At 42.2% G+C, this 23,504-nt stretch carries 20 protein-coding genes and 5 pseudogenes; 11 read left to right on the top strand and 14 right to left on the bottom strand.

Annotated elements, in window-relative coordinates:
• Window positions 1-74: 74 nt before the first annotated feature.
• The 3 genes and pseudogenes from ACRWSG_RS17845 to ACRWSG_RS17835 form a co-directional block, all read right to left on the bottom strand.
• Window positions 75-692, bottom strand: a complete 618-nt coding sequence (locus tag ACRWSG_RS17845) for an HAD family hydrolase (RefSeq protein ID WP_166338222.1) — start codon at window positions 690-692, stop codon at window positions 75-77.
• Window positions 693-816: 124 nt separating this feature from the next.
• Entirely contained in the window at window positions 817-1,320 is a 504-nt protein-coding gene (locus ACRWSG_RS17840; RefSeq protein WP_054553378.1) for a DUF6702 family protein, read from the bottom strand.
• Window positions 1,320-3,757: pseudogene (locus ACRWSG_RS17835) on the bottom strand (M1 family metallopeptidase). The gene ACRWSG_RS17840 and the pseudogene ACRWSG_RS17835 overlap by 1 nt, the downstream one beginning before the upstream one ends.
• Before the next feature lie 267 nt (window positions 3,758-4,024).
• Here ACRWSG_RS17835 and ACRWSG_RS17830 point away from each other — a divergent pair.
• The 6 genes and pseudogenes from ACRWSG_RS17830 to ACRWSG_RS17805 all read left to right on the top strand — a co-directional run bounded on the left by ACRWSG_RS17830 (window position 4,025) and on the right by ACRWSG_RS17805 (window position 10,256).
• Window positions 4,025-4,258, top strand: a complete 234-nt coding sequence (locus tag ACRWSG_RS17830; RefSeq protein WP_054553376.1) for a hypothetical protein — start codon at window positions 4,025-4,027, stop codon at window positions 4,256-4,258.
• Window positions 4,259-4,395: 137 nt separating this feature from the next.
• The gene (locus ACRWSG_RS17825) at window positions 4,396-4,632 is read left to right on the top strand and encodes a hypothetical protein (RefSeq protein ID WP_054553375.1); all 237 of its coding nucleotides are present in this window, start codon (window positions 4,396-4,398) and stop codon (window positions 4,630-4,632) included.
• Between the two features lie 69 nt (window positions 4,633-4,701).
• Window positions 4,702-5,933 (top strand): annotated as a pseudogene (locus ACRWSG_RS17820) (exonuclease SbcCD subunit D C-terminal domain-containing protein).
• Window positions 5,930-7,048: an AAA family ATPase gene (locus ACRWSG_RS17815; RefSeq protein WP_462167062.1), complete on the top strand. Its 1,119-nt coding sequence runs from the start codon at window positions 5,930-5,932 to the stop codon at window positions 7,046-7,048. The pseudogene ACRWSG_RS17820 and the gene ACRWSG_RS17815 overlap by 4 nt, the downstream one beginning before the upstream one ends.
• A gap of 1,471 nt (window positions 7,049-8,519) precedes the next feature.
• Window positions 8,520-9,584: pseudogene (locus tag ACRWSG_RS17810) on the top strand (SbcC/MukB-like Walker B domain-containing protein); the annotation flags it as partial.
• A gap of 9 nt (window positions 9,585-9,593) precedes the next feature.
• On the top strand, window positions 9,594-10,256 hold the full coding sequence (locus ACRWSG_RS17805; protein ID WP_462167061.1) for a class I SAM-dependent methyltransferase: 663 nt from the start codon (window positions 9,594-9,596) through the stop codon (window positions 10,254-10,256).
• A 450-nt stretch (window positions 10,257-10,706) separates the two neighbouring features.
• Here ACRWSG_RS17805 and ACRWSG_RS17800 read toward each other — a convergent pair whose 3' ends face one another.
• From ACRWSG_RS17800 to ACRWSG_RS17775, 6 genes are all read right to left on the bottom strand, one after another.
• Window positions 10,707-11,006, bottom strand: a complete 300-nt coding sequence (locus ACRWSG_RS17800) for a hypothetical protein (RefSeq protein ID WP_462167059.1) — start codon at window positions 11,004-11,006, stop codon at window positions 10,707-10,709.
• A gap of 425 nt (window positions 11,007-11,431) precedes the next feature.
• Window positions 11,432-11,692 (bottom strand): hypothetical protein, encoded by a 261-nt coding sequence (locus ACRWSG_RS17795; RefSeq protein ID WP_339980346.1) that lies wholly within the window; start codon window positions 11,690-11,692, stop codon window positions 11,432-11,434.
• Between the two features lie 385 nt (window positions 11,693-12,077).
• Entirely contained in the window at window positions 12,078-13,775 is a 1,698-nt protein-coding gene (ggt, locus tag ACRWSG_RS17790; protein WP_462167058.1) for a gamma-glutamyltransferase, read from the bottom strand.
• A gap of 137 nt (window positions 13,776-13,912) precedes the next feature.
• On the bottom strand, window positions 13,913-14,725 hold the full coding sequence (locus ACRWSG_RS17785; RefSeq protein ID WP_462167057.1) for a substrate-binding periplasmic protein: 813 nt from the start codon (window positions 14,723-14,725) through the stop codon (window positions 13,913-13,915).
• 119 nt (window positions 14,726-14,844) lie between these two features.
• Window positions 14,845-15,387, bottom strand: coding sequence for a DUF6942 family protein (locus ACRWSG_RS17780; RefSeq protein ID WP_138599749.1), 543 nt, complete (start codon window positions 15,385-15,387; stop codon window positions 14,845-14,847).
• Entirely contained in the window at window positions 15,384-15,833 is a 450-nt protein-coding gene (locus tag ACRWSG_RS17775) for a YaiI/YqxD family protein (RefSeq protein WP_138599750.1), read from the bottom strand. The genes ACRWSG_RS17780 and ACRWSG_RS17775 overlap by 4 nt, the downstream gene beginning before the upstream one ends.
• A 104-nt stretch (window positions 15,834-15,937) precedes the next feature.
• Between ACRWSG_RS17775 and ACRWSG_RS17770 the strand changes: the two are divergent.
• From ACRWSG_RS17770 to ACRWSG_RS17750, 5 genes and pseudogenes are all read left to right on the top strand, one after another.
• Window positions 15,938-16,470: pseudogene (locus tag ACRWSG_RS17770) on the top strand (lipocalin family protein).
• Window positions 16,471-17,137: 667 nt separating this feature from the next.
• Window positions 17,138-17,803 (top strand): GAP family protein, encoded by a 666-nt coding sequence (locus ACRWSG_RS17765; protein ID WP_086994692.1) that lies wholly within the window; start codon window positions 17,138-17,140, stop codon window positions 17,801-17,803.
• A 189-nt stretch (window positions 17,804-17,992) separates the two neighbouring features.
• Window positions 17,993-18,307 (top strand): hypothetical protein, encoded by a 315-nt coding sequence (locus ACRWSG_RS17760; RefSeq protein ID WP_076921750.1) that lies wholly within the window; start codon window positions 17,993-17,995, stop codon window positions 18,305-18,307.
• A 100-nt stretch (window positions 18,308-18,407) separates the two neighbouring features.
• The gene (locus ACRWSG_RS17755) at window positions 18,408-18,794 is read left to right on the top strand and encodes a hypothetical protein (protein ID WP_086994699.1); all 387 of its coding nucleotides are present in this window, start codon (window positions 18,408-18,410) and stop codon (window positions 18,792-18,794) included.
• A 232-nt stretch (window positions 18,795-19,026) separates the two neighbouring features.
• Window positions 19,027-20,469, top strand: a pseudogene (locus ACRWSG_RS17750) (IS1182 family transposase).
• 543 nt (window positions 20,470-21,012) lie between these two features.
• Here ACRWSG_RS17750 and ACRWSG_RS17745 read toward each other — a convergent pair.
• The 5 genes from ACRWSG_RS17745 to ACRWSG_RS17725 form a co-directional block, all read right to left on the bottom strand.
• Window positions 21,013-21,315: a Gp49 family protein gene (locus ACRWSG_RS17745; RefSeq protein ID WP_250660468.1), complete on the bottom strand. Its 303-nt coding sequence runs from the start codon at window positions 21,313-21,315 to the stop codon at window positions 21,013-21,015.
• Window positions 21,308-22,219: an FAD-dependent thymidylate synthase gene (locus ACRWSG_RS17740; RefSeq protein WP_462167056.1), complete on the bottom strand. Its 912-nt coding sequence runs from the start codon at window positions 22,217-22,219 to the stop codon at window positions 21,308-21,310. The genes ACRWSG_RS17745 and ACRWSG_RS17740 overlap by 8 nt, the downstream gene beginning before the upstream one ends.
• A gap of 164 nt (window positions 22,220-22,383) precedes the next feature.
• Complete coding sequence (locus tag ACRWSG_RS17735) at window positions 22,384-22,659, bottom strand: hypothetical protein (RefSeq protein WP_462167055.1); 276 nt, start codon at window positions 22,657-22,659, stop codon at window positions 22,384-22,386.
• The gene (locus ACRWSG_RS17730) at window positions 22,649-22,795 is read right to left on the bottom strand and encodes a DUF3310 domain-containing protein (protein WP_462167054.1); all 147 of its coding nucleotides are present in this window, start codon (window positions 22,793-22,795) and stop codon (window positions 22,649-22,651) included. The genes ACRWSG_RS17735 and ACRWSG_RS17730 overlap by 11 nt, the downstream gene beginning before the upstream one ends.
• Before the next feature lie 22 nt (window positions 22,796-22,817).
• Window positions 22,818-23,429 carry a helix-turn-helix domain-containing protein gene (locus ACRWSG_RS17725; protein ID WP_462167053.1) on the bottom strand — a complete coding sequence of 204 codons (612 nt, stop codon included), beginning with the start codon at window positions 23,427-23,429 and terminating at the stop codon, window positions 22,818-22,820.
• Window positions 23,430-23,504: the final 75 nt, after the last annotated feature.

Raw genomic sequence — 23,504 nt, 5'->3', positions numbered from 1 at the left:
TGGGCTAGTACTAGGGCATTTTGAAAAATAAAAAACTAACAATAAATCTCAGGAAAAATAAAAAACAAAGCTATTTAACATAACACTTTATTTTCTTGGAATGAGTCAACCAAAGTAGGTAGTTCTGAAAAATGATGCATTACATAATCGGCCTGATTTGCATACTCAGGAATTTCATCTGGCGCGTACAAGCAAGCACGCATGTTGGCATTGTGAGCTGCTTGTATATCAAATAAGTAATCGCCGACATACAGTAACTCAGACTGATCAAGCTCCCATAATGTCGCAATCGCATTTAAAGCACTTGGATCAGGCTTAGCAGGCGCATCAGAGCGAGTCAACACGGTTTCTATTGGTAAGGGGTTATTCTTTAATTTAATGGCAGCTGCACGGTCGTAGTTGCGAGTCACAATCGCCATCGGGATGTTATTTTCTTTCAGCCTCTTAATTGCCTCAGCAACGCCTGGCAATAAATGCGCATGCTGCGCATCAATAAGTTCATGCTGATGAACAATATTCATCGCTTCTTCACGCATGTAAGGCGAAGGTAACGAAGCAATGTAAGCAAGTAAGTCATTATCAAGCGGACAGCCTACCTGTGCTTTGATCAGTGAAAAATCCAACTCCGATGAAACCAAAGTACCATCTAAGTCAAAAATTACGCCACGGATATTGTTGTCATGGATAGTCATATAAATCCCTGTATATGAGAAGTGGGAAAATGTTGATGCCCATTAATAAGATAGTTTACGAAATGGGTTTATTAAAGGATCAAAGGATTAAAAAAGTAACTTTTTTAATCCTTTAGGACTGCTATTACTCTGGATTGACCGGCTCAAATCTAGCCTCAAGCCAAGTATCATCTTGGCTAAAGGTCAGCGTTTTTACCTTACCTTTACCCTCAATATTTACCATATTCACTTGTGTTGGCCATAGGTCGCGAAGTGCTCCGTTGCTCATTCGAATACCATGAATTCCCTCAGGGATCATGACTTCTTGGTAAACCCAAAAGAATTTACCATCAACTTGCGCACCCACATCTTTAAGCTCAAGCGGCTTGCCATCTAAAGTTTGTAGAGCAATATGTGACTCAACATAATCAGCAAAACGCTTCTGATCTTCTTTATTTGATAAAATATCAGCATTGCCGTCAAACAAATATTCAACGGCGTGCTCTGTATCATGTAAATAAAAACGATGCATCAGCTCAATATTGTTGGTGCGTTTGTTAAATAACACGGTAGTCACAGACGCTTTTAACTGGTGCGCCATGGTTGGCGCACTCAGTAATAAAGCAAAAATAATGGCTATAAAGCGCATTATTGTTGCTCCTGGGCATCATTTTCGTCGTCTTTTTTCAGCTCAGTTTTAATATCTTGCATGATATCGCGGCTGACTTTCGCTTTACTCTTCTCACGTTTGTACACTTCAATACGTGATGGAATAATACGACGCGGGTAGTTATTGTTTTCTACATCAACATCCGCTGTTTCCCAGCGAGGGTCCACTGTAACAGACACTAGGTTTTTACCTTTTTCTGTAACAATTAGCTTTTGTACATGCTTGTGGTTACGACGCCAGATTTCAGCCGGAATGTACTGCTCTTCTTTCGTACCATCTTCATAAGTAAGCTCTAATAAGATAGGCATGACTAAACCACCTAAGTTTGAGAACTCAAGTACGTAGTAGTTTTTATCTTCTTTGATTGCACGCTCAAACGTTTTACGCTCCCAAGGCTCTAATCCTTTAAGGAATTTGTTATACGCGTTACGCTCTTTGTTAGTTACTGTGAAACGGTCGTTTTCGTCGTAGAAGTCAGTTACATCTGGGTTTTCTTCAACCCACAGTTTTTTACCTTCTTCTTTATTACGTTTTACGAATAACGGCATTGGCTTGTCAGCTTCGATATCACGTAAACGATTAAAGTCGATATCAGGATTTTTGGTATCTAAACGAAGTTGGTAAACCTTGTCTAGCGAGATATCAACGTGATCTGTGGTGTAGAACCAACCACGCCAGAACCAATCAAGGTCAACACCTGACGCTTCTTCCATAGTGCGGAAGAAATCAGCAGGAGTAGGGCGCTTGTATTTCCAACGCTGTGCATATTCTTTGAATGCAAAGTCGAATAGCTCACGGCCAAGGATCACTTCACGTAAAATGTTAAGTGCAGCAGCAGGCTTAGTATAAGCATTAGGGCCTAAACGTAATACGCTGTCTGACTGTGTCATAACAGGCACTTGGTTTTCAGACTTCATGTACTCAACGATGTCGCGAGGCTCAACACCCCAAGGAATAGTGTGGTCCCATTCGCGACCAGCAACACCATCTAAGAAGCTGTTAAGGCCTTCATCCATCCACGTCCATTGACGTTCATCAGAATTGACGATCATAGGAAAGTAAATGTGGCCAATTTCATGGATAACCACACCGATCAAGAAGCGTTTTTCTGCTTGGGAGTAGGTACGAGTTCCATCTTCTTGTAGATCTGTACGCGGTCATTGAAGGTGATCATAGGGTATTCCATACCGCCTACAGGGCCATTTACAGATTGAGCAACTGGGTAAGGGTAGTCAAACGAGAAGCGTGAATACACTTCCATTGTATGAACTACTGACTCAGTAGAATACTTCTTCCAAAGGTCACCACCTTCTTTAGGGTAAAAAGACATCGCCATTACTAACGGCTGATCTTTACCGCCTTGATGATAGCCTTTTGCATCCCACATAAACTTACGTGAAGAAGCCCACGCAAAGTCACGTACATTTTCAGCTTTAAAATGCCATGTTTTCGTTTTGTTTGTGCCTTCTTTTTCGTTTTCTAACGCTTCTTCTTCAGTCACGATGAAAACAGGGCGCTTAGCATCTTCAGCTTGTTCAAGACGCTTACGCTGTGTGCTAGTCAGAACGCTGCTTGGGTTATCAAGCTGACCCGTTGCCGATACGATATGGTCAGCAGGTACTGTAATTTCTACATCGTAATCACCAAACTCAAGTGTGAACTCACCGCTGCCTAAGAAAGCTTTGTTAGTCCACGCTTCATAATCAGTGTATGCAGCAAGACGAGGGAACCATTGCGCTAATAAGAAGATATCGTTACCATCTTCTTCAAAGTGTTCATAACCTGAACGTGCACCAACGGCGTCTTCTTCAACAATGTTAAAGGCGAAGTCCATGCTGAACTCAACGTCTTTTCCCGGTTTAAGCGGCTCGTTTAAGTCGATACGCATTAAGGTATCTACTACAGTAACTTTAAGCTCTTTTCCGTCTTCGTCTTTAACATTGGCGATTTGATAACCCAGCTCGTTGTCGGCCATAAATTGCTGACGACGTAACTGACCTAAGCTCAATTTAGTTGATTTTGGCTGAGGATCACCTTGCAATGTTTTACCATTGAAAGTAGATGTCATTTCAGCAATTGAGTCAGATTTAAAGATATTTTGGTCTAGCTGTAACCAAAGATACTTTAAGGTGTGCGGCGAGTTATTTTTGTATTCGATAGTTTGGCTTGCTGTTAAGCGACGTTTCTTTTCATCTAGCTTTACATCGATGTCGTAGTTTACTTGCTGTTGCCAGTAATTTTCAGCAGGCTCACCGGCCGCACTACGGTATACGTTTGGAGTTGGAAGTGCTTCATCTAGCTGACGGAACTTGTCAACGAATGAGCCTTTAGTTTGCTCAACAGATGACGCCATAACAGCTGAAGATACTGCTAAAGGCAATACCAAAGCACTCAATTTGAGAACTGCTTTTTTCATTGTTTATCCTGTAATTAGTTTGCAACCGTAACATCGCAAACTAAAAACAAAGTTGCAACATTATCACGATAAATTGCGGTATTTTTCAGGTAGTATTCATCGGTTATTACTAATCAAGATTAATTGTTGCTTTTTTTAATTAATATCTTGTAAAGGGGGTTTACAAAAACTGATTAATTTTAATTCAGCACTAATTCATTCCAAAGCATTACAGTTAAAGAGAAGGTAATCTACTTAAATTCTAGTTAATGATGAAAGGGTGATTAGATGAAGTTTTATATTGTAAAAAAAGACTCTCGTTTAGCAGCCATTCCTGCGCAAGAATCAATCTTAAATGAGTACCAAGAACGTGGTTTTAAGTTTGTTGAGGTCATCAATGCATGTGATGAGTCAGACGCCCTATCACGAACAAAACCAGAGATTAAAAGAGCTAACAAATGGCTAATTTGGTCATCTTCATTGGTTATTTTGACCCTATCCATAATTATTTTTTGCAATTAAGTAATTTTTGTAGCATTTGCTATTGAAATTTACTGCCATTTATATTTAAAATCGCCCACTTTTTTGATTTTGGGGTCTACGCAGCATGCATTTTAACCCCAAAATGTTTGGTAATCAGCATAGAATTCGGTGAGCGTATGGATTTCTATATCCTAAAAAAACAACAAGAACTAATTGCAATTCCAGCGGACGAACAAAATTGTAAACAGTACCTAGATTCAGGGTATTTTTATATCGACAAAGTAGCGGCATGTAATGAAACAAATGCCCTTAAGATTTTACAAGCTAAGCAAACTAAAGCGCTTAAAGTACCTATGATAATGGCATTGTTAGCTTTGCCAATGGTGGTTTTTGCTTGGTATAGCTTAAGTTAACAAACCAGGCTGGGCATCTTGGCTCAGCTTAGGTATATTGACGCTCTTAATAAATAATAAGAGCGTTTAATGAAAGTCCTTCATACATCTGATTGGCATTTAGGCCAACAATTCTACGAGCATTCCCGATTCGATGAGCATCAAGCATTTCTAGCTTGGTTAACCGATACGCTTGTGTCAGAGAAGATTGACTTACTACTGGTTGCGGGTGACATTTATCATACGGCAACACCTCCTGCCAGCGCAGAAAACCAACTCTACCAATTTATTAAAACCACTAAGCAGCATTGCCCTGACTTACACATAGTGATTATTGCTGGTAACCACGATTCAGCAAATCGCATTATGGCGGCAAAGCCTTTATTGGCTCAGTTTGATACCTATGTTGTTGGCCGCTTTGATAGTAATGCTCCTCATGAAGTAGTACTGCCAATCAGCACAAAAAACGGCGATGCGAATGTTGTTGCTATGCCGTTTTTACGAAGTAGTGATTTAAGCAGTTATAACCGTCAACAAGAGCAGCCGCTAACATACAATCAAGGCGTTGCCCTTGCCTACAAAGATGCATTACAAACAGCAAGCGAATTACCAAGCGCGCCATTAATTGCTATGGTCACCTGCATGCAAAAGGTGGAGACATCTCATCTGATTCTGAACGTAACTTAGTGATTGGTGGTGAAGATGCGATATCGGCAAGCATATTTACTGATCAACCTGATTATGTCGCACTAGGGCATCTTCATAAGGCTCAAAGCGTCGCGAAGAAAGAGACCATTCGCTACAGTGGCACGCCAATGCCGATGTCATTTTCTGAAAGGCGTTACCAACATCAAGTTGTAATAGTCGAGCTTACTGACTCAGGTACTTCTGTAAACCCCCTTTACATTCCTAGCTTCTGTAAAGTCATGTTACTACCAGAAAAAGACTGTGTGCCACTGAACGAACTCTGTGAGCTTATAAAACAGCTCGATTTAACAGATGAAGATTTAGCGCCCTATCTGCGGGTTAAATTGAGCGCCCATGACACTGACACCACTTTCAGAGAACAAATAGAACAAGCCCTTGAAGGTAAGCAGGTTAAGTTTTGTGGCATTGAAAGAGTACGTCAGCAAAGCAACCAGCAAGACGATGAACAAACCCTATTTGAAGATGTCTCGCAAATTGAAGCGCTAAATCCACATTCACTTTTAGAGCAAGCATTTGCAAACAATAAAGATATGGCAGGGCAGGCGGTGCCAAAAGAATTAGAAAGCTTACTAAGCCAAGTGATCGATGAATTGAATGCAGAGGACCTACTATGAAAATTTTAGCGATTCGTGTTCACCAACTAGCCTCTATCTTAGACGCCGAAGTCGACTTTAGCGCTTCGCCTTTAAAAGAAGCAGGGTTGTTTGCTATCACCGGTGATACCGGCGCCGGTAAAAGCACATTACTCGATGCCATTTGCTTAGCACTTTATAACAAAACAGCAAGGTTACGCGGCGATACAGGCAATAAAATTGACTTTAACGGCGACAATATCAAACTCAATGACTCGCGAAACTTATTACGCCGCGGGGCAGGGCAGGGCTATGCCGAAGTCGACTTTATTGGCCAAGATAAACAACAGTACCGAGCAAGGTTAAGCTTTAGCCGAGCGCGTAATAAAGCCGATGGCAAGTTACAACCTGCACAACATAGCCTGCACTCATTACCCGATGAAACCCTAATCGCCGATCGAAGCGCGGCAGGTAAAGAAATCGAGCGTATTATCGGTTTGAGCTTTGAGCAGTTCTCACGAGCAGTCCTTCTTGCGCAACATGAATTTGCGGCATTTTTAAAAGCGACCGGAGATGAGCGTGCGCAACTACTTGAATGCTTAACAGGCACCGATAAATTTAGCCGTATTGGTCAGCGAATTTTTGAACGCCATCGTGAGCAGCTGCAAGCATTAGAGCAGTTAAAGTTAAGTTTAAGTAATTATCAGGTTTTAAGCCCTGAACAGGTCGAAACGAAACAAGCAGAACAAAAAGCGCTTGAAGCTAAACTTGCTGAGTTGCAAAAGCAAATAAAACAATTTGAACAGTACCAAGGGTGGTACAAGCAAGCATCTCAGCAGCAACAACAGCTAAACCAGGCAGAGCAAGCAAAGCAAGAATTACAGCAACAAATGCACGCGCTTGCTGAAAAAGCCACTGAAGCGAAACAAGCCCAGCAATGCCTAGAAATAAAAGATAACCGCGAGCGCGTTACTTCGATTGCTGCTCAACATGGGCAACTTATTAAAAACCGTGAGCAGCTTTTAAATGTTGATCATAAAACAGTGATCAAAGACGCTGAGCAAACGCTTGAGAAGCAAACCGCGCAACTAAACCAAGCAAAGCAAGCACAAAAAGACGCGCAGCCTATTATTAGCCAATTACCGAGAGTTAGATAAGCAACTTGCTGTATTAAACCAGCAAACAGCCGCGCAAAAAGTACAAGCAGAGAAAGCTAAGCACCATCATCAAGAGCTGACTAATACACTAAATAGCCATAAAGCAGAGCAGCAAAAACAGCTCGATCAACAAGCGCAAATAAATAGCTATTTAGAAACACATGCACAATGGCAACCATTAGCAAAAGACTGGTCATTCTTTAAAAGTGAGTTAAGCCGCTTTAGCCAGCAACAGCACACAATTAGCCAATCACAGCAAAACGTAAAAGCTCTTCAACCTAAAATTGATGAGCAGCAAACAGCTGCGCAACAGTGTAAAACTCAATACCAAGCCCTTGAGCAAGAAATTAAGCGCCTAAATGAGCAAGATACTGCCTTTAAATCGAGTTTAAACACCCAATCAATGGCAGATATCGACGCTAGGCTTGAGGCGATTAAACACCTGATTGAAAAGCGCCAAGTATGGCAAACTAATCATCAGCAGTTAAAAAGTTGGCAAACCCAGTTAAACACATTAAACCAAACTGAGCAGCAACTACAAACAGCATTAAAAGATGCGCAGCAAGGGGCAGAGCAAGCACAGCAGCAGGTTTCGTTTTGTGAGCAAAACTTACAACAAGTGCAGTTAAGAGCCAGTGAAGGGGTCAGCCAGTTACGCGCCACTTTAAAGGCTGGGGAGCCTTGTGCTGTATGTGGCTCAAAAGAGCACCCGTTTATGCATGAAGAAATGGTAAACGAGCAATTTAGTCAACTTATTAACGACTTTACCAACCAACTAACTAACGCCAAACAGCACTTAAAAGCTCAGCAAGCATTACAGCAAGCTAAAAGTAATGAGCTGTCGGCATGCAGCCAACAGATAAGCTCGTTAAGCGGGCAAATCTCGGAACTGAGCGCTCAACAACAGAACCTCAAAGAAACCATGGCGGCTAATCGTACTGAGCTAAATGATTTAACCGAAGATCAGTTAAACGAGCGTCAACAACAGCTCAGCTTGCAAAAACAGCAATACTACAAAACCCTTGAACAGCAACAACAGCTGCAAAACACGCTTGCGGCTAAGCAAGCTGAGTATAATCAGCAAGGGCAAGCGCTACATGGCAAAGAGCAGCAGTTAAACGAATTACAGCAACAGCTAAATAATCTGCAAACTCGTTTAAATGAGCTCAATGATGAGCATCAGCAGCTTTATACGACCCTGAATCAACAGTTCACCAGTGCACCTTGGTGGCAGGCACTCAATACACAAAGCGTTTCTTTAGAGGTTATTGCAGAGCATGTTGAGGCTTATCAAGCTTCGCTGCAAACGGCGGATGAGCTTAAAACGAACTTAAAAGCCATTGAGCAGCACCTTGCGCATGTAACGCCGCAACTTAACGAAGCACATGCCTCTTTAACTCAGTGCAACGAGCAACTAAGCCAAACTCAAACCGAATTAACGCAGATACAATCAAAGCGCGAGGGCTTATTTAGTAACGCGGCGATATCGGTAGATGAGTTTATAGCAGAGCTTGAAAAGGCGATAGATTCAGCGCAGCAGGCACTGCAACTTGCCCAAGCAACCCATAGTAACGCGATAAAAGCGCGTGACGAACAAGCCATTCAAATCGCCAATTTTGACGAGCGTGAAAAAGAACTCACCGCAGAGCAAGCTGCGCTAAATGAGCGTTTTAGTCTGTGGTTTAATGATTTTAAATCGCAGCACCCAAGCTTGGATGAGCAAGTTGTTAGTCAGCTATTAACGATAAACCCCGCTGAAATCAAACAAACTCTGGCAGATTTCCACACCAGCGAAAGTAGCTTAAAAGACGCAGAGGCTCTTTTAAAACAACGACAACAGGCATTGGCTCAGCATCAAAAAGACAAGCCAGCTCTCGGTGAAGATGAGCTGCAATTACAGCTTAATAAAGCCACAGAGCAACAAGTACAAGAAAATAACGCATTATTGCAAGTTGCGACTGAGCTTAAAACCCATCAACAAAATAGCGAAGCGCTGGCTGATAAACAAAAGCAATTGGTTGAGCAGCAAAAAAGCTATGAGCACTGGCATTTACTCAATAAGGTCTTAGGGGATGCCAGCGGCAAAACCATGTGTAATTTAGCGCAAACGCAAACCTTAAAAATACTGCTGCACTACGCGAATAGTCACTTACAGACACTAAATAAACGCTACAAATTAACAGCCATAGGGCAAACGCTCGATATCGCAATTATCGATAAAGACATGACCGATGAGCAGCGCTCTGTTAATACATTATCGGGCGGTGAGTCATTTTTAGTGTCGTTAGCACTGGCGCTTGGGCTTGCTTCGTTATCGTCGAATAAAGTGCAAATAAACTCTTTGTTTATCGATGAAGGGTTTGGTACGTTGGACAGTGAAACGTTAAGCATCGCGATGGATGCTCTTGATTCACTACAAGCACAAGGCCGCAAAGTAGGGGTTATTTCGCACGTATCAGAAATGACCGAACGCGTTGCCACGCAAGTGCATGTGGCGAAAAAACCAGGTGGTTATTCGACCATCTCAGTTATTTAAAGGATTAGCATGCCTACTTTTAACCACGAAGAAGCAAATCATTACGACGAACGCATTTTGCGCCTAGTTCCAGGTTATGAACTATTACATCAAGCAACCGCAGCACAATTAGCAACCACGCTGAGCGATGATGCGCGCATTTTAGTGGTTGGTGCCGGAACTGGTAAAGAAATCATCGAATTAGCGGCGCTAAAACCAAGCTGGCAGTTTATTGCTCAAGACATTTCACAAGACATGCTCGATATTGCCGAGCAACAGTTTGGCCAGCATAACATCAGCGATCGCGTGACAGTTCACTGCGGTGATATCAACGACATCGACACTCAATGTGACGCCGCACTGTGTTTACTAGTAATGCACTTTGTTGAAGATAACGGCGATAAAAAAACGCTGTTAAAAGCGATTCACAGCAAGCTTAAAAAATCGAGCAACTTATACATTGCCGATTTAATGCGCCCTGAAACCGCTTTTGAGCGCGAATCTCAACTACAGCTGTGTATGCAGTTAGGTTTAACCGAAGTCGGCGTAGAACGCATGCGCCACAACCTAGAGCACGAGTTTTACCCATTAGACCGAATTCGTTTTGCAGAGTTAATGAATGAAACCCGCTTCAGCACCCCTAAACAGTACTTTAAAGTGCTTGGTTTTGCTGGATATGTGGTTGGGAGTTAGCTACGTTCTAGAGCTGTCAACTCGTAGGTTGGGTAGAGCGCAGCGAAACCCAACAAACTTAGGTAAAGTTAGCGAGTTTCAAGGGGAAAGAGTAAGGCGCTTTAAGCTGTAAGTCGTTGATGCCTACTCGCTGCTGAGATGGATTAGTTACCGTAGGCGTGAAATTTATTTCGCGCGATGGTTCTAACTTTACTCTTTGAACTTGGTAACTTCACTTAATAGTTGAGCTTAATCTTGCTTTGAATATCAGCTTTGTGCCTTGAGTCAACAAACTCACTCCTAGGGAAAAACGTTTTAGGTCGTCTGTATTAGGTGAATTTTCTATAAGGCAACGCCGTGCTAAACCACACAAAATGCTTAGCTAAAATCAGCGAAGAAGGAGCGCAAGCCAAGCGTTTTTCATCCTTTAGAGCTCGTTGGGTAAGCGAAGCGGTGTTTTGATGGCGCTTGTTAGGCTTGTGGTCCAAAATAAAATTCATAGTGAGTAATCTCTGATGGATCTTCATTGATAGTTTCAATAGCTTCCATAGACGTTATTTGTCTTTCCCTGCTGAATGATGCGTTGAATTCCATATGTGGTTGTCTAGTACCATCTGGGAAAACTGTAAAGGCGTCGTACCCCAAGAAGTAAAAACCTTTTTCGTATAACAACTCAATCACTCTTAAAGCCTGTTCACGAGCGATTAGTACACCTGATCCGATGATGATATAAGGTAAACCCCAATCTTCATATAACTCAGAACTTTTCATTTGATACCAACACCCCAATAAGCGGCAAGTTACGAGCGTAAGCCAAGTTTTAGACCCCCGTTTAAACGGCTTGTTATATGGCTACTTACTTTTTCTCTTTATTAAATAGACGGTGTATCGATAACTGAAAAGCAGAGCAAATACTATTAAACCAAATTTAAATGGAAACCACTCCAAGCCTGTTTCTGCAAGACCGACTAAAATACATAGCCTATAAAGAGGCTCCCAAACGATACAAACTAGAGAATAAGCAAAAGCATCTGGCGCAAGTAAAATAGCAAATTTTAGTTTCTCTTTTAGTAAATTAAACATCAACTCTCGATATTCACGCCCCCATAAAGGGCTAAAATTGTTGGCCTAAATTAGCGACGAAGCAGCGCCATGTTTTTGTCTGAGTGACCGAAGGAAACAAGTTCATACGGTTGTTATGTGGCATTTTGTAAAAGTGCTCGTTTGATTTTGGCATGTATTTCAACACCTTTTGAGCAGGTTATTGAATGGGCAGAATCTAACTCCCTATTTACCAAGCAATAGAGGTGTTGAAACACAAGATTAGCTAATTCGTCTTGAGTTATAATGCCTTTTTCCATGCAAATATAGCTTTCCCGGTTAACCAGAATTTCCGTTAATTTATCTACTACGTCGTTTGATTTTGGTTTTGGAACACCTAAATCATCCGCAATCAAATTGCAACATTCAATAAGTGCTTTTTCGGAGTAACTGATAGTGATTTCCTCATAGCAGACAAAAATTTACAATGCGCGCTTCGCGTATCTTTTTGCCGATATCACGCTAATGTATTTAGTAAATCTACTATAAACAAATAACGTAATGCATTGCTAACTATAAATTTTTATTGATACTAAAGATATTCAGAAAAACGGCTCAACGCTGATTTTGATCTTATTTGCAGGGTAGGTGGTTGGGAGTTAGCGAGTAATGAACCATCGCGCGAAATAAATTTCACGCCTACGCGATGTGAAATCGCTACTACATCAAAGCTCGCTAACTTTACTCTTGAAACTCGCTTGCTTGTTGGGTTTCGCTCCGCTCTACCCAACCTACAATAGCCTAATACCCCGCGGCCTGTCCGTCTTTACGGGTTTCAGATGCGCCGTAATAAACGCCGGTTTTTGGGTCTTTCAATATTGCTTGATAACCACCGTATGGGCCAACCGCGTCTTGTAAGGTGTGGCCTTTTTTCATTAACTCGCGGCGGGTTTCCATCGAAAAACCTGACTCTAAGCTTACAAAACCACCGTCTTCCATGATCTCGCCGGTTGGCTGCGATGAACCTGTGTGCAGAATACGTGGTGCATCACCGGCTTCTTGTAGGTTCATGCCAAAATCAATCATGTTGATAAGTATTTGAGCATGCATTTGTGGCTGCGTGGCACCGCCCATTACGCCATAACTCATATATGGCTTGCCATCTTTGGTGACAAACGCAGGAATGATTGTATGAAATGGTCGTTTGCCTGGTTCATATTGATTCATGTGGCCTTTTTTAAGGGCAAACATTTCGCCACGGTTTTGCAATACAAAGCCTAATTTTGCAGGTGTCATACCTGAGCCCATGCCACGATAATTACTTTGAATAAGCGAAACCATGTTGCCGTCTTTGTCGGCGGTCGTCATATAAATGGTATCGCCTTCTACTGGGCCTGCGTGGTCACGTTTTGCAGCTTTGTTAGGGTCTATCAGTTTACGCCTTTCATCAGCATATTGCTGCGAAATAAGTGTTTGTACGGGAATAGTGTTAAACGCAGGATCGGCGTAGTACTTTGCACGATCTGCAAACGCGAGCTTTTTCGCTTCAACAAAGGTGTGTACGTATTCTGGGCTATCAAAACCCATTGCTTTGATATCGTAACCTTCAAGAATATTAAGAATTTGCTGTGCGGCAATACCTTGGCCATTTGGTGGTAACTCCCAAAGCGTATACCCTCTATAATCGGCGCTCACAGGCTTAACCCATTCACTATGGTGGGCAGCTAAATCTTCATACGATAAATAGCCGCCGTTTTCTTTCATGTAGCGACCTATTTCTTTAGCAATATCGCCTTTGTAAAAAGCATCGCGGCCGCCTTTGGCAATTTTACGATAGGTGTTTGCAAGGGCAGGGTTCTTAAAGATCTCTCCTTTTTCTGGCATTGCCCCATCAGGCATATATACATCTTTAAAGCCTGGGTATTTACCACGCGCAGCCACACTTTTTTGCATGTAATAGGCAATCAGTTCAGACACAGGGAAGCCATTTTCAGCGTAGTCGATAGCAGGCTGCAGTAAGGCTTTCATTGGTGTTTTGCCAAACTTTTTATGTAACTCAAGCCAACCATCTACAGCACCAGGTACCGAGACAGGCAATGACCCATAAGCAGGAATGTAGTCACCTTGTGCTTTTAAAGTTTCAAAAGACAAGCTTTGTGGTGAACGACCAGAGGCATTTAAACCGTAAAGTTGCTTGCTTTTGTTATCCCAAATAATGGCAAATAAATCGCCACCAATTCCACATCCTGTTGGTTCAACTAGGCCTAGCACTGCATTTGCCGCAATAGCCGCATCAATAGCATTACCGCCGTCTTTTAAAACTTGTAAGCCTACTTGCGTAGCTAACGGCTGTGATGTAGCAACCATCCCTGATTGTGCGATGACTTCAGAACGACTAGCAAAGTTATGGCCTGTGATACGATCGTAAGCTTGAGCAGCACCTACTGTGCCTAAGCATACTGCTAGCACTAAGCTTTTGAAGAGTGGAGTTGGTTTCATAATTTTTTGCCCTTTTTATTTGTCACTATAAAAAGCAATTTAAGATCAGGCAATGGCTTTGCGTTCGAGCGCGAAAAATCGCGATTGACTTCAAAAATAAGAAAAATAGCGGCTAACTTACCTAAAATCACTCCAATTTAATAAATGGCAGAGCCATTTAAGCACTGCTCTGATACTTTGGATGCTTCGCCGTGAGAGTGCCTATCCTCTTCGACAAACTGATCAACAAAAGGGTCAATCAGGTTTTCTTGCTTCATGGTATCGAGGGCGTGTTGCAGCTTAGTAACTACCTCCGGCGATGTGTTTTTGTTAAGTGCTAAATAATTACCCACTAAAGCAGGGTGCTTTAACTCAAATACAGGTGTGACTTGGTCTGGGCTCATACCTACATTCATCAATTGTGTTGATAGAGTGAGAGAGGAGCCAATCAGTAAATCATGCTTGCCTTGCTTAAACATTTTAAGTTCTTCGAACTTTTTTGAGTAAGTTAAAAATTGCTGGCCTTCAGTAAGGTTAAAATCAGCAAGAACGGTTTGATATACATCACCACGAGATACGCCAATGGTGTAGTTTTGCAACGACTGTGTACTCGTTACTTTAATGTCGTTTCGATCATTTAAGCGATAGAAACATGAATGCCCAGATACCAAAGGACCAACCCAGTAAAATTGAGTTTCTCGCTTTGCGGTACGTGAAGTAGAGTAAATTCCTGCATTCGGTTGGGCGAGGGTTAGTGACATTGCGCGCTTCCAAGGCAATACACTAAACGTACAGCTCAACTTAGCTCTTTCGCACAAAGATTCCATGATTTTGGTGTTAATACCAGTGAGCTGATTGTGCTCCACAAAATTATAGGGTGGGAACACTTCAGTATATAAAGTAAATTGTTCAGCACTCGCCATAACAGAGCTAGCTGTAAACAAACTCACTATTGGTAAATGCTTAAACATCGGTTTAGCTCCATTTTTCACACTTTAACAATTCGATCAGAGTTTTCATCTAAACTCCTATTAAGCTCTACAGTATTTAAAGCTTAGTTTGCTAACTCAATAACGCAATAAACTAGAAACTAAGAAAAAATATCGGCAACAAGCTGGCTAAGTCGTGCAATTTTAATATTACTTAACTGGCGATAATCAAAATAGGGGCAAACAATCACTTTATCTGATTTACTAATAGCAAATTCATCATCAAGCCAAGTTAATTGGCAATGCAAAAGTCCGTCATTTATAAGCTGTTTAGCATGTGTTCGCCCTGCAATTATATGCAATTGCTCTGGTTTGCCTAATATCGGCGGACTAAACAGTAATGTAGTTTGGCTGTGTGCTTGCAGCAGTTGTTCATCGCGATAGCTCTGCCAATCAGATGCTCTTTTTGCAAAATCATAATATTCACTTGGTAGTGCAAACAGCACTTTGCCATACACGTTAAAAACTTTGCGCCAACCATTTCCACATGCTTGGTTTATTTCGTTTATTTGGCCGGGTTGCATTGCATGCAAATGATCAAGCTGTTGCCAAGCAGGCATCGGCGGGCGCTTTTCTATATAAACAGCGACTTTAAACGCATCATCACCAAAACCCTGCAGTGGCGCACTATTAACGACACTCATAACTGTTTAGCTAGGATTCGATCAAGATTATTTGCAAAGTTTTGGCGGTCTGCTTGGCTTAACGGCGGTGGGCCACCGGCCATTTCAACACCACTTGAGCGCATTGTTTCCATAAAATCACGAACGTTTAAACGTGAGCGAATATTTTCGGTCGTATATAATTCACCGCGCGGATTAAGCGCTTGTGCGCCTTTTTCGATGACTTCTGCAGCCAAGGGAATATCACCGGTGATCACCAAATCATTCGGCTCAATACGTTTAACGATTTCGTTGTCGGCAATATCAAAACCCGAAGATACCTGCAAACGGCTAATAAACTTTGAGGGTGGTACTCGCATCGCATGGTTCGCCACTAATGTGGTAAAGGTCTGTGTGCGCTCTGCGGCACGAAACAATATTTCTTTAATAACGACGGGGCAGGCGTCTGCATCAACCCAAATCTTCATGCTGTTCTCAATCTTTAATTTTAGACATTAATAGTTTACCGTAATTGAACTAAATTAGTGCTATTAACGTATTAATTTGTTTAATTTTTAAAGGGAGTAAAAACGTGCAAACATCATTAAAATTAATCGGGGTTTTATGTATCACAGTCATTTTATCTGCATGTACAGGCGTGCCAGACAACATCAAACCCGTCGATAATTTTGAGTTAAACAGATACACAGGAACATGGTACGAAATTGCACGTTTAGATCATTCATTTGAACGCGTATTGAGGGCATTACCGCCGAATACTCAATTAACCCAGATGGCAGTGTGAAGGTTATCAACAAGGGTTACAGCGCTGAAGATAAAGAATGGCAGCAAGCTGAAGGTAAAGCGAAGTTTGCAGAGGAACAAAACATAGGCCACTTAGAAGTCTCATTCTTTGGACCATTTTACAGCTCTTACGTGGTGTTTGAATTAGATAAGCAAAATTATCAATACGCTTATATCACAGGTTATAACAAAGAGTATTTATGGTTTTTGTCGCGCACACCGACCGTGACAAAACAGCAAATGCAGGACTTTATAAACACTGCAAAAGAATATGGCTTTAAAACAGATGAACTTATCTATGTTGACCATAATAGCTTGTAAAGGGGCTTTACGACTACCTGTTCGAACATACATTATCATAAATTAACACCCCCCGAATTTGCTGGGCTGTAGCGTTGACATAGTTAAACATAGACTATAATCGGGATGGACCCAGCATGGACCCCACACTAAAAACAGACCCAAAATGGACCCTCAATGGACCCAAAAAAATCTATCGACCCTCTGACAACGTAGTCCCAAAAGTGTGCGCCCGCACAGACGTTCTAGCCCCCACCTAGACCCAAAAAACGTGTATTAAAGTTTGCGTGTGGCTGTCGGAGGACAATAGTTCGAAACTTTTCGATGCTATTTGTCGCAGTCTGCCTTTTGTTCTAACAAGCTTTTGCCCCAAAACGAGTTAACGTAAATGCTCTAAGGGCAGCTTTTAGCGATAACCGGTCATTGAGGTTGGCTAAACACAAGAGTTAGTTGATTGGTTAAACTACTCTTTGCGCATATATTCATGAAAATGAGCGATGCGCGCATATTGTTCCATTTAACTTTACTTAAAAGTTTTAGAAACTTAGTGATAGTAATACCTTAGGTAATTTGTTAAAACTATATAATATAGAAAAGTGAGCGTTAAGTCGGCAGAGATATGCGCGATGAGCGCACTATTAAATTGTTAGCTGTATATTAACTTCTACCCGAAGAAGAGTGAGAGATTGTGACTGAAATTTGGACTATTCTGATACCTATCCTGATTGTAGACGTGATGAACCCAGTATTGTTTGCCTTTATGGTGTATGCTGCAGGCACAAAACACCCGGTTTCAAACAGTAGTGCAGTTCTTATTGGGCACGCTGTTGCTTACTTCATTGCAGGCTTTATCTTAGCGCTTGGACTTGAGCGAATTACCGACCGTTTAGCAAATCCGCAATTTGTTGATTATATTATCAGCTTGCTACTTGGAATCCTTTTATTGTGGGTTACATTCCGTCCAAAAAATAAAACAAAAAAGGAACAAGCTAAACCGGATGGAGTTCTCACTCCGGTAAAAGCATTCGGTTTAGGAGCAATCATCAACTTTGTAGGCATCCCCTTTGCTTTGCCGTATTTTGCTGCACTCAACCAAATTCTTAAGGCTGACCTGACGATTATTGATTCGGTTATCGTGCTGTTTGCTTACAACTTGCTTTATGCTCTGCCTTTCGTGATTGTTCCTGTTCTAGTGGCGATGAATGGAGAGCGCAGTCAATCTTTATTGAAGCGTATAAATCTAGTTGTAGAGCGCGCTAGTGCTTATCTTATGCCTGCTTTGCTTGCGATAGCTGGGTTCGCATTGGTTGGTGACGCAATCAAGTTTCTTCTTACTGGGAAAGGTCTTTTATGATTGTTGGGTGTTAAGAGTAAGTGTGAAGGAAGTTTGGGGTTTCTGGATGTAATTTGGTTGCCTTTTGTTGTGCGGCTAGGATACAGCTAACAAGGCGATGGTACGGAATTTTAGAAGCTCCGGCTTCGCCTCCACTTTTAAAATCCGCACATCGCGGCGTTATATGTACTTAGATATGGAGTTTCTAAATTGAAAGAAGTTGTAATAGATATACTTTTCGCTGGCTTATTTCTCATCCCATTAGCCCTTTATTTTTCTCCAAACCTGACTGATAAATGTATATCGACTTTTGAAAAGGCTATTGCTAAGAGTAATAACTATCTTCTTTCATTGCCTATTTCCGTATACTTAATTTATGAATTGTCTACTAAAAGTAATTGGGCTGCACAAATAGGCTTGGCAGTGGCATTTTTTATTTTCTTTACAATCTACGCGTCTGCTTTGTCATTCTTATTTAGATTCGCAGATACATATAACAAGCGCCTTAACTCCGACAATGATTAGTTGTCATGGTTTTGGCAAACAACGCAAAAAGCCACGCCAACACATTGCGTGTTAGGCGGGCGTTAGCGAGCAGTAAACAAACCCACAGGAGGGGTTAAAAATGGGTGAATGGTCTGAATACTTCGAGGATTTTCCTGAAGAGAATCCTGGCAATTATGTCGGTGGAAAGTTCGACCCAGAAGGAGCCAAAAGAGTTCGGGAGGCAGAGGGGAAACGTTCAGCAGCTAGCGCAGAAATCACGCAGATGCTCGCTAATGCTTGGAAGGCAGAGAAAGAACGGTCTTTTGTTCAGGTTGATGAATGTCCGCAGTGTGGGTTGGAGGCACTGAATACCTACAAAATCAAGGACACCTTCTATCTGTGCGAGTGTCAGGATTGCGGTATGTATGGCCAAGGTGGTAGTCACTCCGAGGCTTTAAAATCCGCTGAGGATGCTCTGGGCGATGGCCTAGATTGGAGAGATAACCCGGTGCCATGGAGTCGCTAACAAGGCCAGGCACGGCGACGCCTACTACATTGCGGCTTCGCCTCCATTTCGTAGCCGCGCATACTGGCTGGCGTTACAAACGTCCGCAATTGGCACAGACTGTGTGAAAACTCTGATCACCTTTTGGTCTAAGTATGTTCTGCTTATGATCTATTAATCTATACATTTAGTTCACTTAATATACTGATATTTATATAATTAGACTATTGATTCAGTTGAGGGTTGAGGCAGTATGTCAAAGTTTATAAGCGGTGAAAGTCGTGACCAATCAACGTTATTTCCAGAATCGTTGGAAGACTACGTCAGTGAAGATAATACGGTCAGAGTGATTGATGTTTTCATTGAGGAACTAAATCTAGCTGAATTGGAGTTTAAAGGGTTAACTTTAAAGTCCACAAACCGCCCTAAGTATCATCCAGCCACATTATTAAAACTGTATCTTTATGGTTACCTCAACCGTACTCAATCATCCCGCCGATTAGAAACCGAATGCCAACGCAATATTGAACTGATGTGGCTACTTGGTAAGTTGGCACCCGACTTTAAAACGATTGCTGATTTTAGAAAAGACAACGGAGATGGTATAAAAAATGTGTGCAAAACGTTTGTTGAAGTCTGCCGTCGTCTGAATATGTTTGAGAAACCAGTTGTTGCCATCGATGGTAGTAAGTTTAAAGCTAGCAACAACAAAGGCAATAATTTTACGCCAAGCAAAGTTAAATTCCACATCGACCGAGTCGAAAAGAATATTGAACGTTACCTTGAATTACTTGATGAAGCCGATAAAGAGCAAGCTAACGTCACAAAAATTAAAGCCACAAAAGATAGGCTAGCTGACTTTCGCAGCCAGTTAAAAAAACTACACGAGATTAAAGAACAAGTTGAAGCTCATCCTGACAAGCAAATATCCACTACTGATCCTGATTCACGTTTAATGAAAACTCAAGGTTTTACAAGAGTTGTGAGTTATAACGTGCAAAGTGCGGTTGATACCAAGCACCACCTTATAGTGGCGCATGAGGTGACCAACGTGCCAGATAGAGGCCAGCTTGCGTCAATGACAAAACTCGCACAAAAAGCATTGCGCAAGGAAGATATAAGGGTATTAGCAGATAAAGGTTACTTCAGTCAGCCCGATATAAAAGATACTATCGATTTGGGTGCAGAGCCAATCATGCCCAAGACGGATACATCGTCCTCTGAAAAGAAAGGGATATTTAACCGCTCACTCTTCAAATACGATGCAAATAAAGATATTTACTTATGCCCCGCTGGTAATGAACTTCAAAATCGAATGCAGGTATTTGAGTAAGGTAAATACCTTGATGTTTACTTCAATCACATTGCTTGTCGAGATTGTAAAATAAGAAGTCAGTGCACTAACTCTAAAAAAGACCCTAGGCGAATAAGGCGGTGGGTGCATGAGATTCTGACAGAAGAAATGCTTCAAAAGCTAAAGAATGAACCTGAATTGATGCTTCATCGCAAGCAAACTGTTGAGCACCCCTTTGGCACAATTAAACTCTGGATGGGAGCTACCCACTTACTAACACGAGGTTTAAAAAGCGTGGGGACAGAAATAAGTCTTCATGTCCTAGCTTACAACTTCAGAAGAATGATAACAATTATGGGAGTTAACGGCCTAAGTAAAGCAATTAGAGTAGCGTTGCCATAGCAGTTTCGCTCGCGCGGAGAAAATTGCGATACTGAGAAAAAATCGATCGCAACCATCTTAAATGGTTTCAAACTAAGAACATACCCAAGACAATTTATTAAAAATTAGTTTTCACACAGTCTGGGCACAGAGCCGTCCTTCAGCTCTAACTCATTTTTGTCCAAAAGTGAGTTTCAATCTTTGTTGTCACAATTTTTCTTTGGATAGGTACGTTGATTGGATCTAAGTTTTGATCTTTATTGTCATACATACCTTCTATTGACACGAAAGGCGGACTGGGAAGGCAAAAAAGTTTCAAATTATTGTCTTCCGACAGTGGCAGGTCGTGGGAAGAGTAGAGCGATTTGGAGTGCTGAGGCTTATTGGTCCATATAAAAAAGCCCCACTGGATAGCGGGGCTTTTTGTATCAACTATGATTTGTATAGAGTACGAGTAGTAATTAAGCCAAAAGGTGATCGGACAATGGCAAGAACATCACTTCTTGGCGCGCATAGTAGTGTTGCTGCTACAAAAAGTCAACAGTGAACATGTTGATTTTAAATCTATTTAACATAGCCACTGCCCATTGTTCTGTAGGCCTCGAGCTTGTATATCTCTTCGAAGCTATTGTCGAAAGATACTTTCTTGCCTATCTCTTCTCGCCAATTCTCAGGACTCATACAGGCTGATGGCGTACCTACAATGGTAAAGCCGTTGTCCATCAAAATCCCGCAGTACATGAATTTAGTGCCGCACAGTTCAACTGTTTCAAACTCTACTTTTTGTATCTTACTTAGTATGTGTTCCGAGCTAATGTAAGCGTCTTTACAGCCTAGCTCTCGCATCATTGCTTCTATCTCAGTCATTTACTACGTGCCCCTTAATAAGTTGGCGGTGTTGTATCCAGCCTTTAAAATTACCCGACCAGCGAACACCGTCGTTGTCTGTGTGTGTAACACCAATGCGCTTCGCTTTAGCGTTAGTAATCCGTTGGAACTTAGGAATCGGCGACGCTTGGTGCTCGAACGGTGACGCATGAACACGGCTACCCGACGTCAGTGATTCAAAGATTCGGTACGCTTTAGACATTGAAAGGTCAAGCGCTCGGTAGCTCACCTGCGCACAACATGAAACCGACAACGCTAGTTGGTCTTGCAATTCCAGCTCTTCGCGCATCGCGGCAGTGATGTACGGTAGATGCCATTCCTGATAACCCAAAGTAACAGGTCTACTGTTATTCATAGCCACGTCTAATTCAGCTGCAAGGCGATGAATCTCAGGTTGAGCATCAGTGTGATCCCGTAACCACAAGAAATTTGCCCATTCCGTCGATGTAACCAAAACCTTCATTGTTTGGAACGGTTCTAAGATACGATTGCAGACTTGCTTGTGTAGCCCGACTTTTTCCATCCCCCAATGTAACGTACATGCCGCTTTTGATGCAGCGTTCCAGAAACCGCGCGCTAATCGTCGTTTCATTCCCAGTAGTTGTCGGGTCGCTTGCATACCACGTCTGTTCTCGCCCCAATGTAAAGGCCGTGCAGGGTTGTCCCATACTTGCTGTCTCACTTTCTTTGCTGGTATCGCTCGGCTGCTTGCTGCGTTTCGTGAGAACACACGATGCGTCATAAGCTCCGCGTGGATGAAGCGCGGGTATTCCATTTCAACGGTCGTTATACGTACGCCGTCTGCGATTGAGTCTGCTATGATTGTTACGTTTATCATGATACTACTACTTACTTTATTAGTGTTACTGTTTAAGCCAAGCATTAAAATTCTCGACGTGCATCAGAAGACGACCGTCCTGTGCTCTACGCCAATGCTTCTCTTCAAATAATTGTCCGCGCTTTATCTTCGCTCTCAGTGCGGCAACGGAGTAGCCCGTCGCCTCAGCCATAGCGTTAAGCGTCACCCACTCAACTCTGAAGGTCATACTATGCCTTCAGTACAAACTTGGTTTCGGCGGTCGAAAACAGCTTATGCTTTTTGGCTTGCTCCGCTAGTAGAGTGTAATCACCAGTGGCAGCGGATAGAACAGCGACCAGTAACTCGAAATCATCGTTCTCGAATTGGTCACAAATAAGTGACAGCTTACGAATAAGCGTGTCTGCGTGATGAACACCGATTGTAACAGGGCGGTGAATCAACGCGTCGCGTATATAGTAGTTTCGTTTCTTTCGCTCAACGGTCGTGGCATCTTTAAACGTCATCGCGCCAAACGTATTTGAACACTGAGCCGAGCGCGAAGTCCAGTTCACGGATGAACTCGATAGCTTCGATCGTTCGGCTGTTGTAATGTGTTGCTTTTTCTGTGTTGTCTTGGTCGTTTTGTACTGCGTTCGACATTTGTATCCTGCGGCTTCCGCCACTATCTAAATTGTTTTCCCCCCTGACTAGGTAAGTAAACGCTAGATACTCGGTAGACGTGGTCTACACTGTCAACCAAGTAGCGCTTTCCGCCTTGCCAGAGCCTTTCTGTCAGCTCCCAGCCTTCCTCGGTTAATTCCAATTTGCCAAACACATTGCGCTCGCCTTCACCTTTAAAGTAGATGACGCTATCGCCGCTGGCTATCTTCCCTTTAGGGTTCACCAGTAGCATAGTTCCTCGTTCGAAAGGGTGGTCGTTGTAGTCTACTTCTACGAAGTAGCAACCACTTGCTTCGAGTATCGTGTTCACAAGAATTGACTTCTCAGTCGGCTTGCGTCCAGATAGGGTCGCCATTACTTTAATTGGTTTTGAAGGAACGGTGTCAGAGATAGCATTAGAAATGCCAAAATCATCTAACTCCATATCCGATAACGCAGCGAACTTTCTAAGAAAGTCTGTGTTCAACGGGATTGCACCGCGAATATACTGACTAAATGCAGACTGATTCATGTCCATTGCTTGTGCAGCAGATGTTTGGCTCAGTTTGCTAGTCTGCTTGAGAGACTGCCAAGCTGCTTGTACTCGTTTGAGTACGTCTTCACCGTATTCCATACTCGTGCCTATGTTTATTGTAGTTGCTTATAATTAAATTATCAGGGTTACTGTTAAAAGTCAAAGCATTTGTGT

The sequence above is a fragment of the Pseudoalteromonas sp. GB43 genome, from assembly GCF_054923805.1.
Note: the sequence above shows the minus strand (reverse complement) of the source record. Positions and strands in the feature narration are given on the sequence as shown.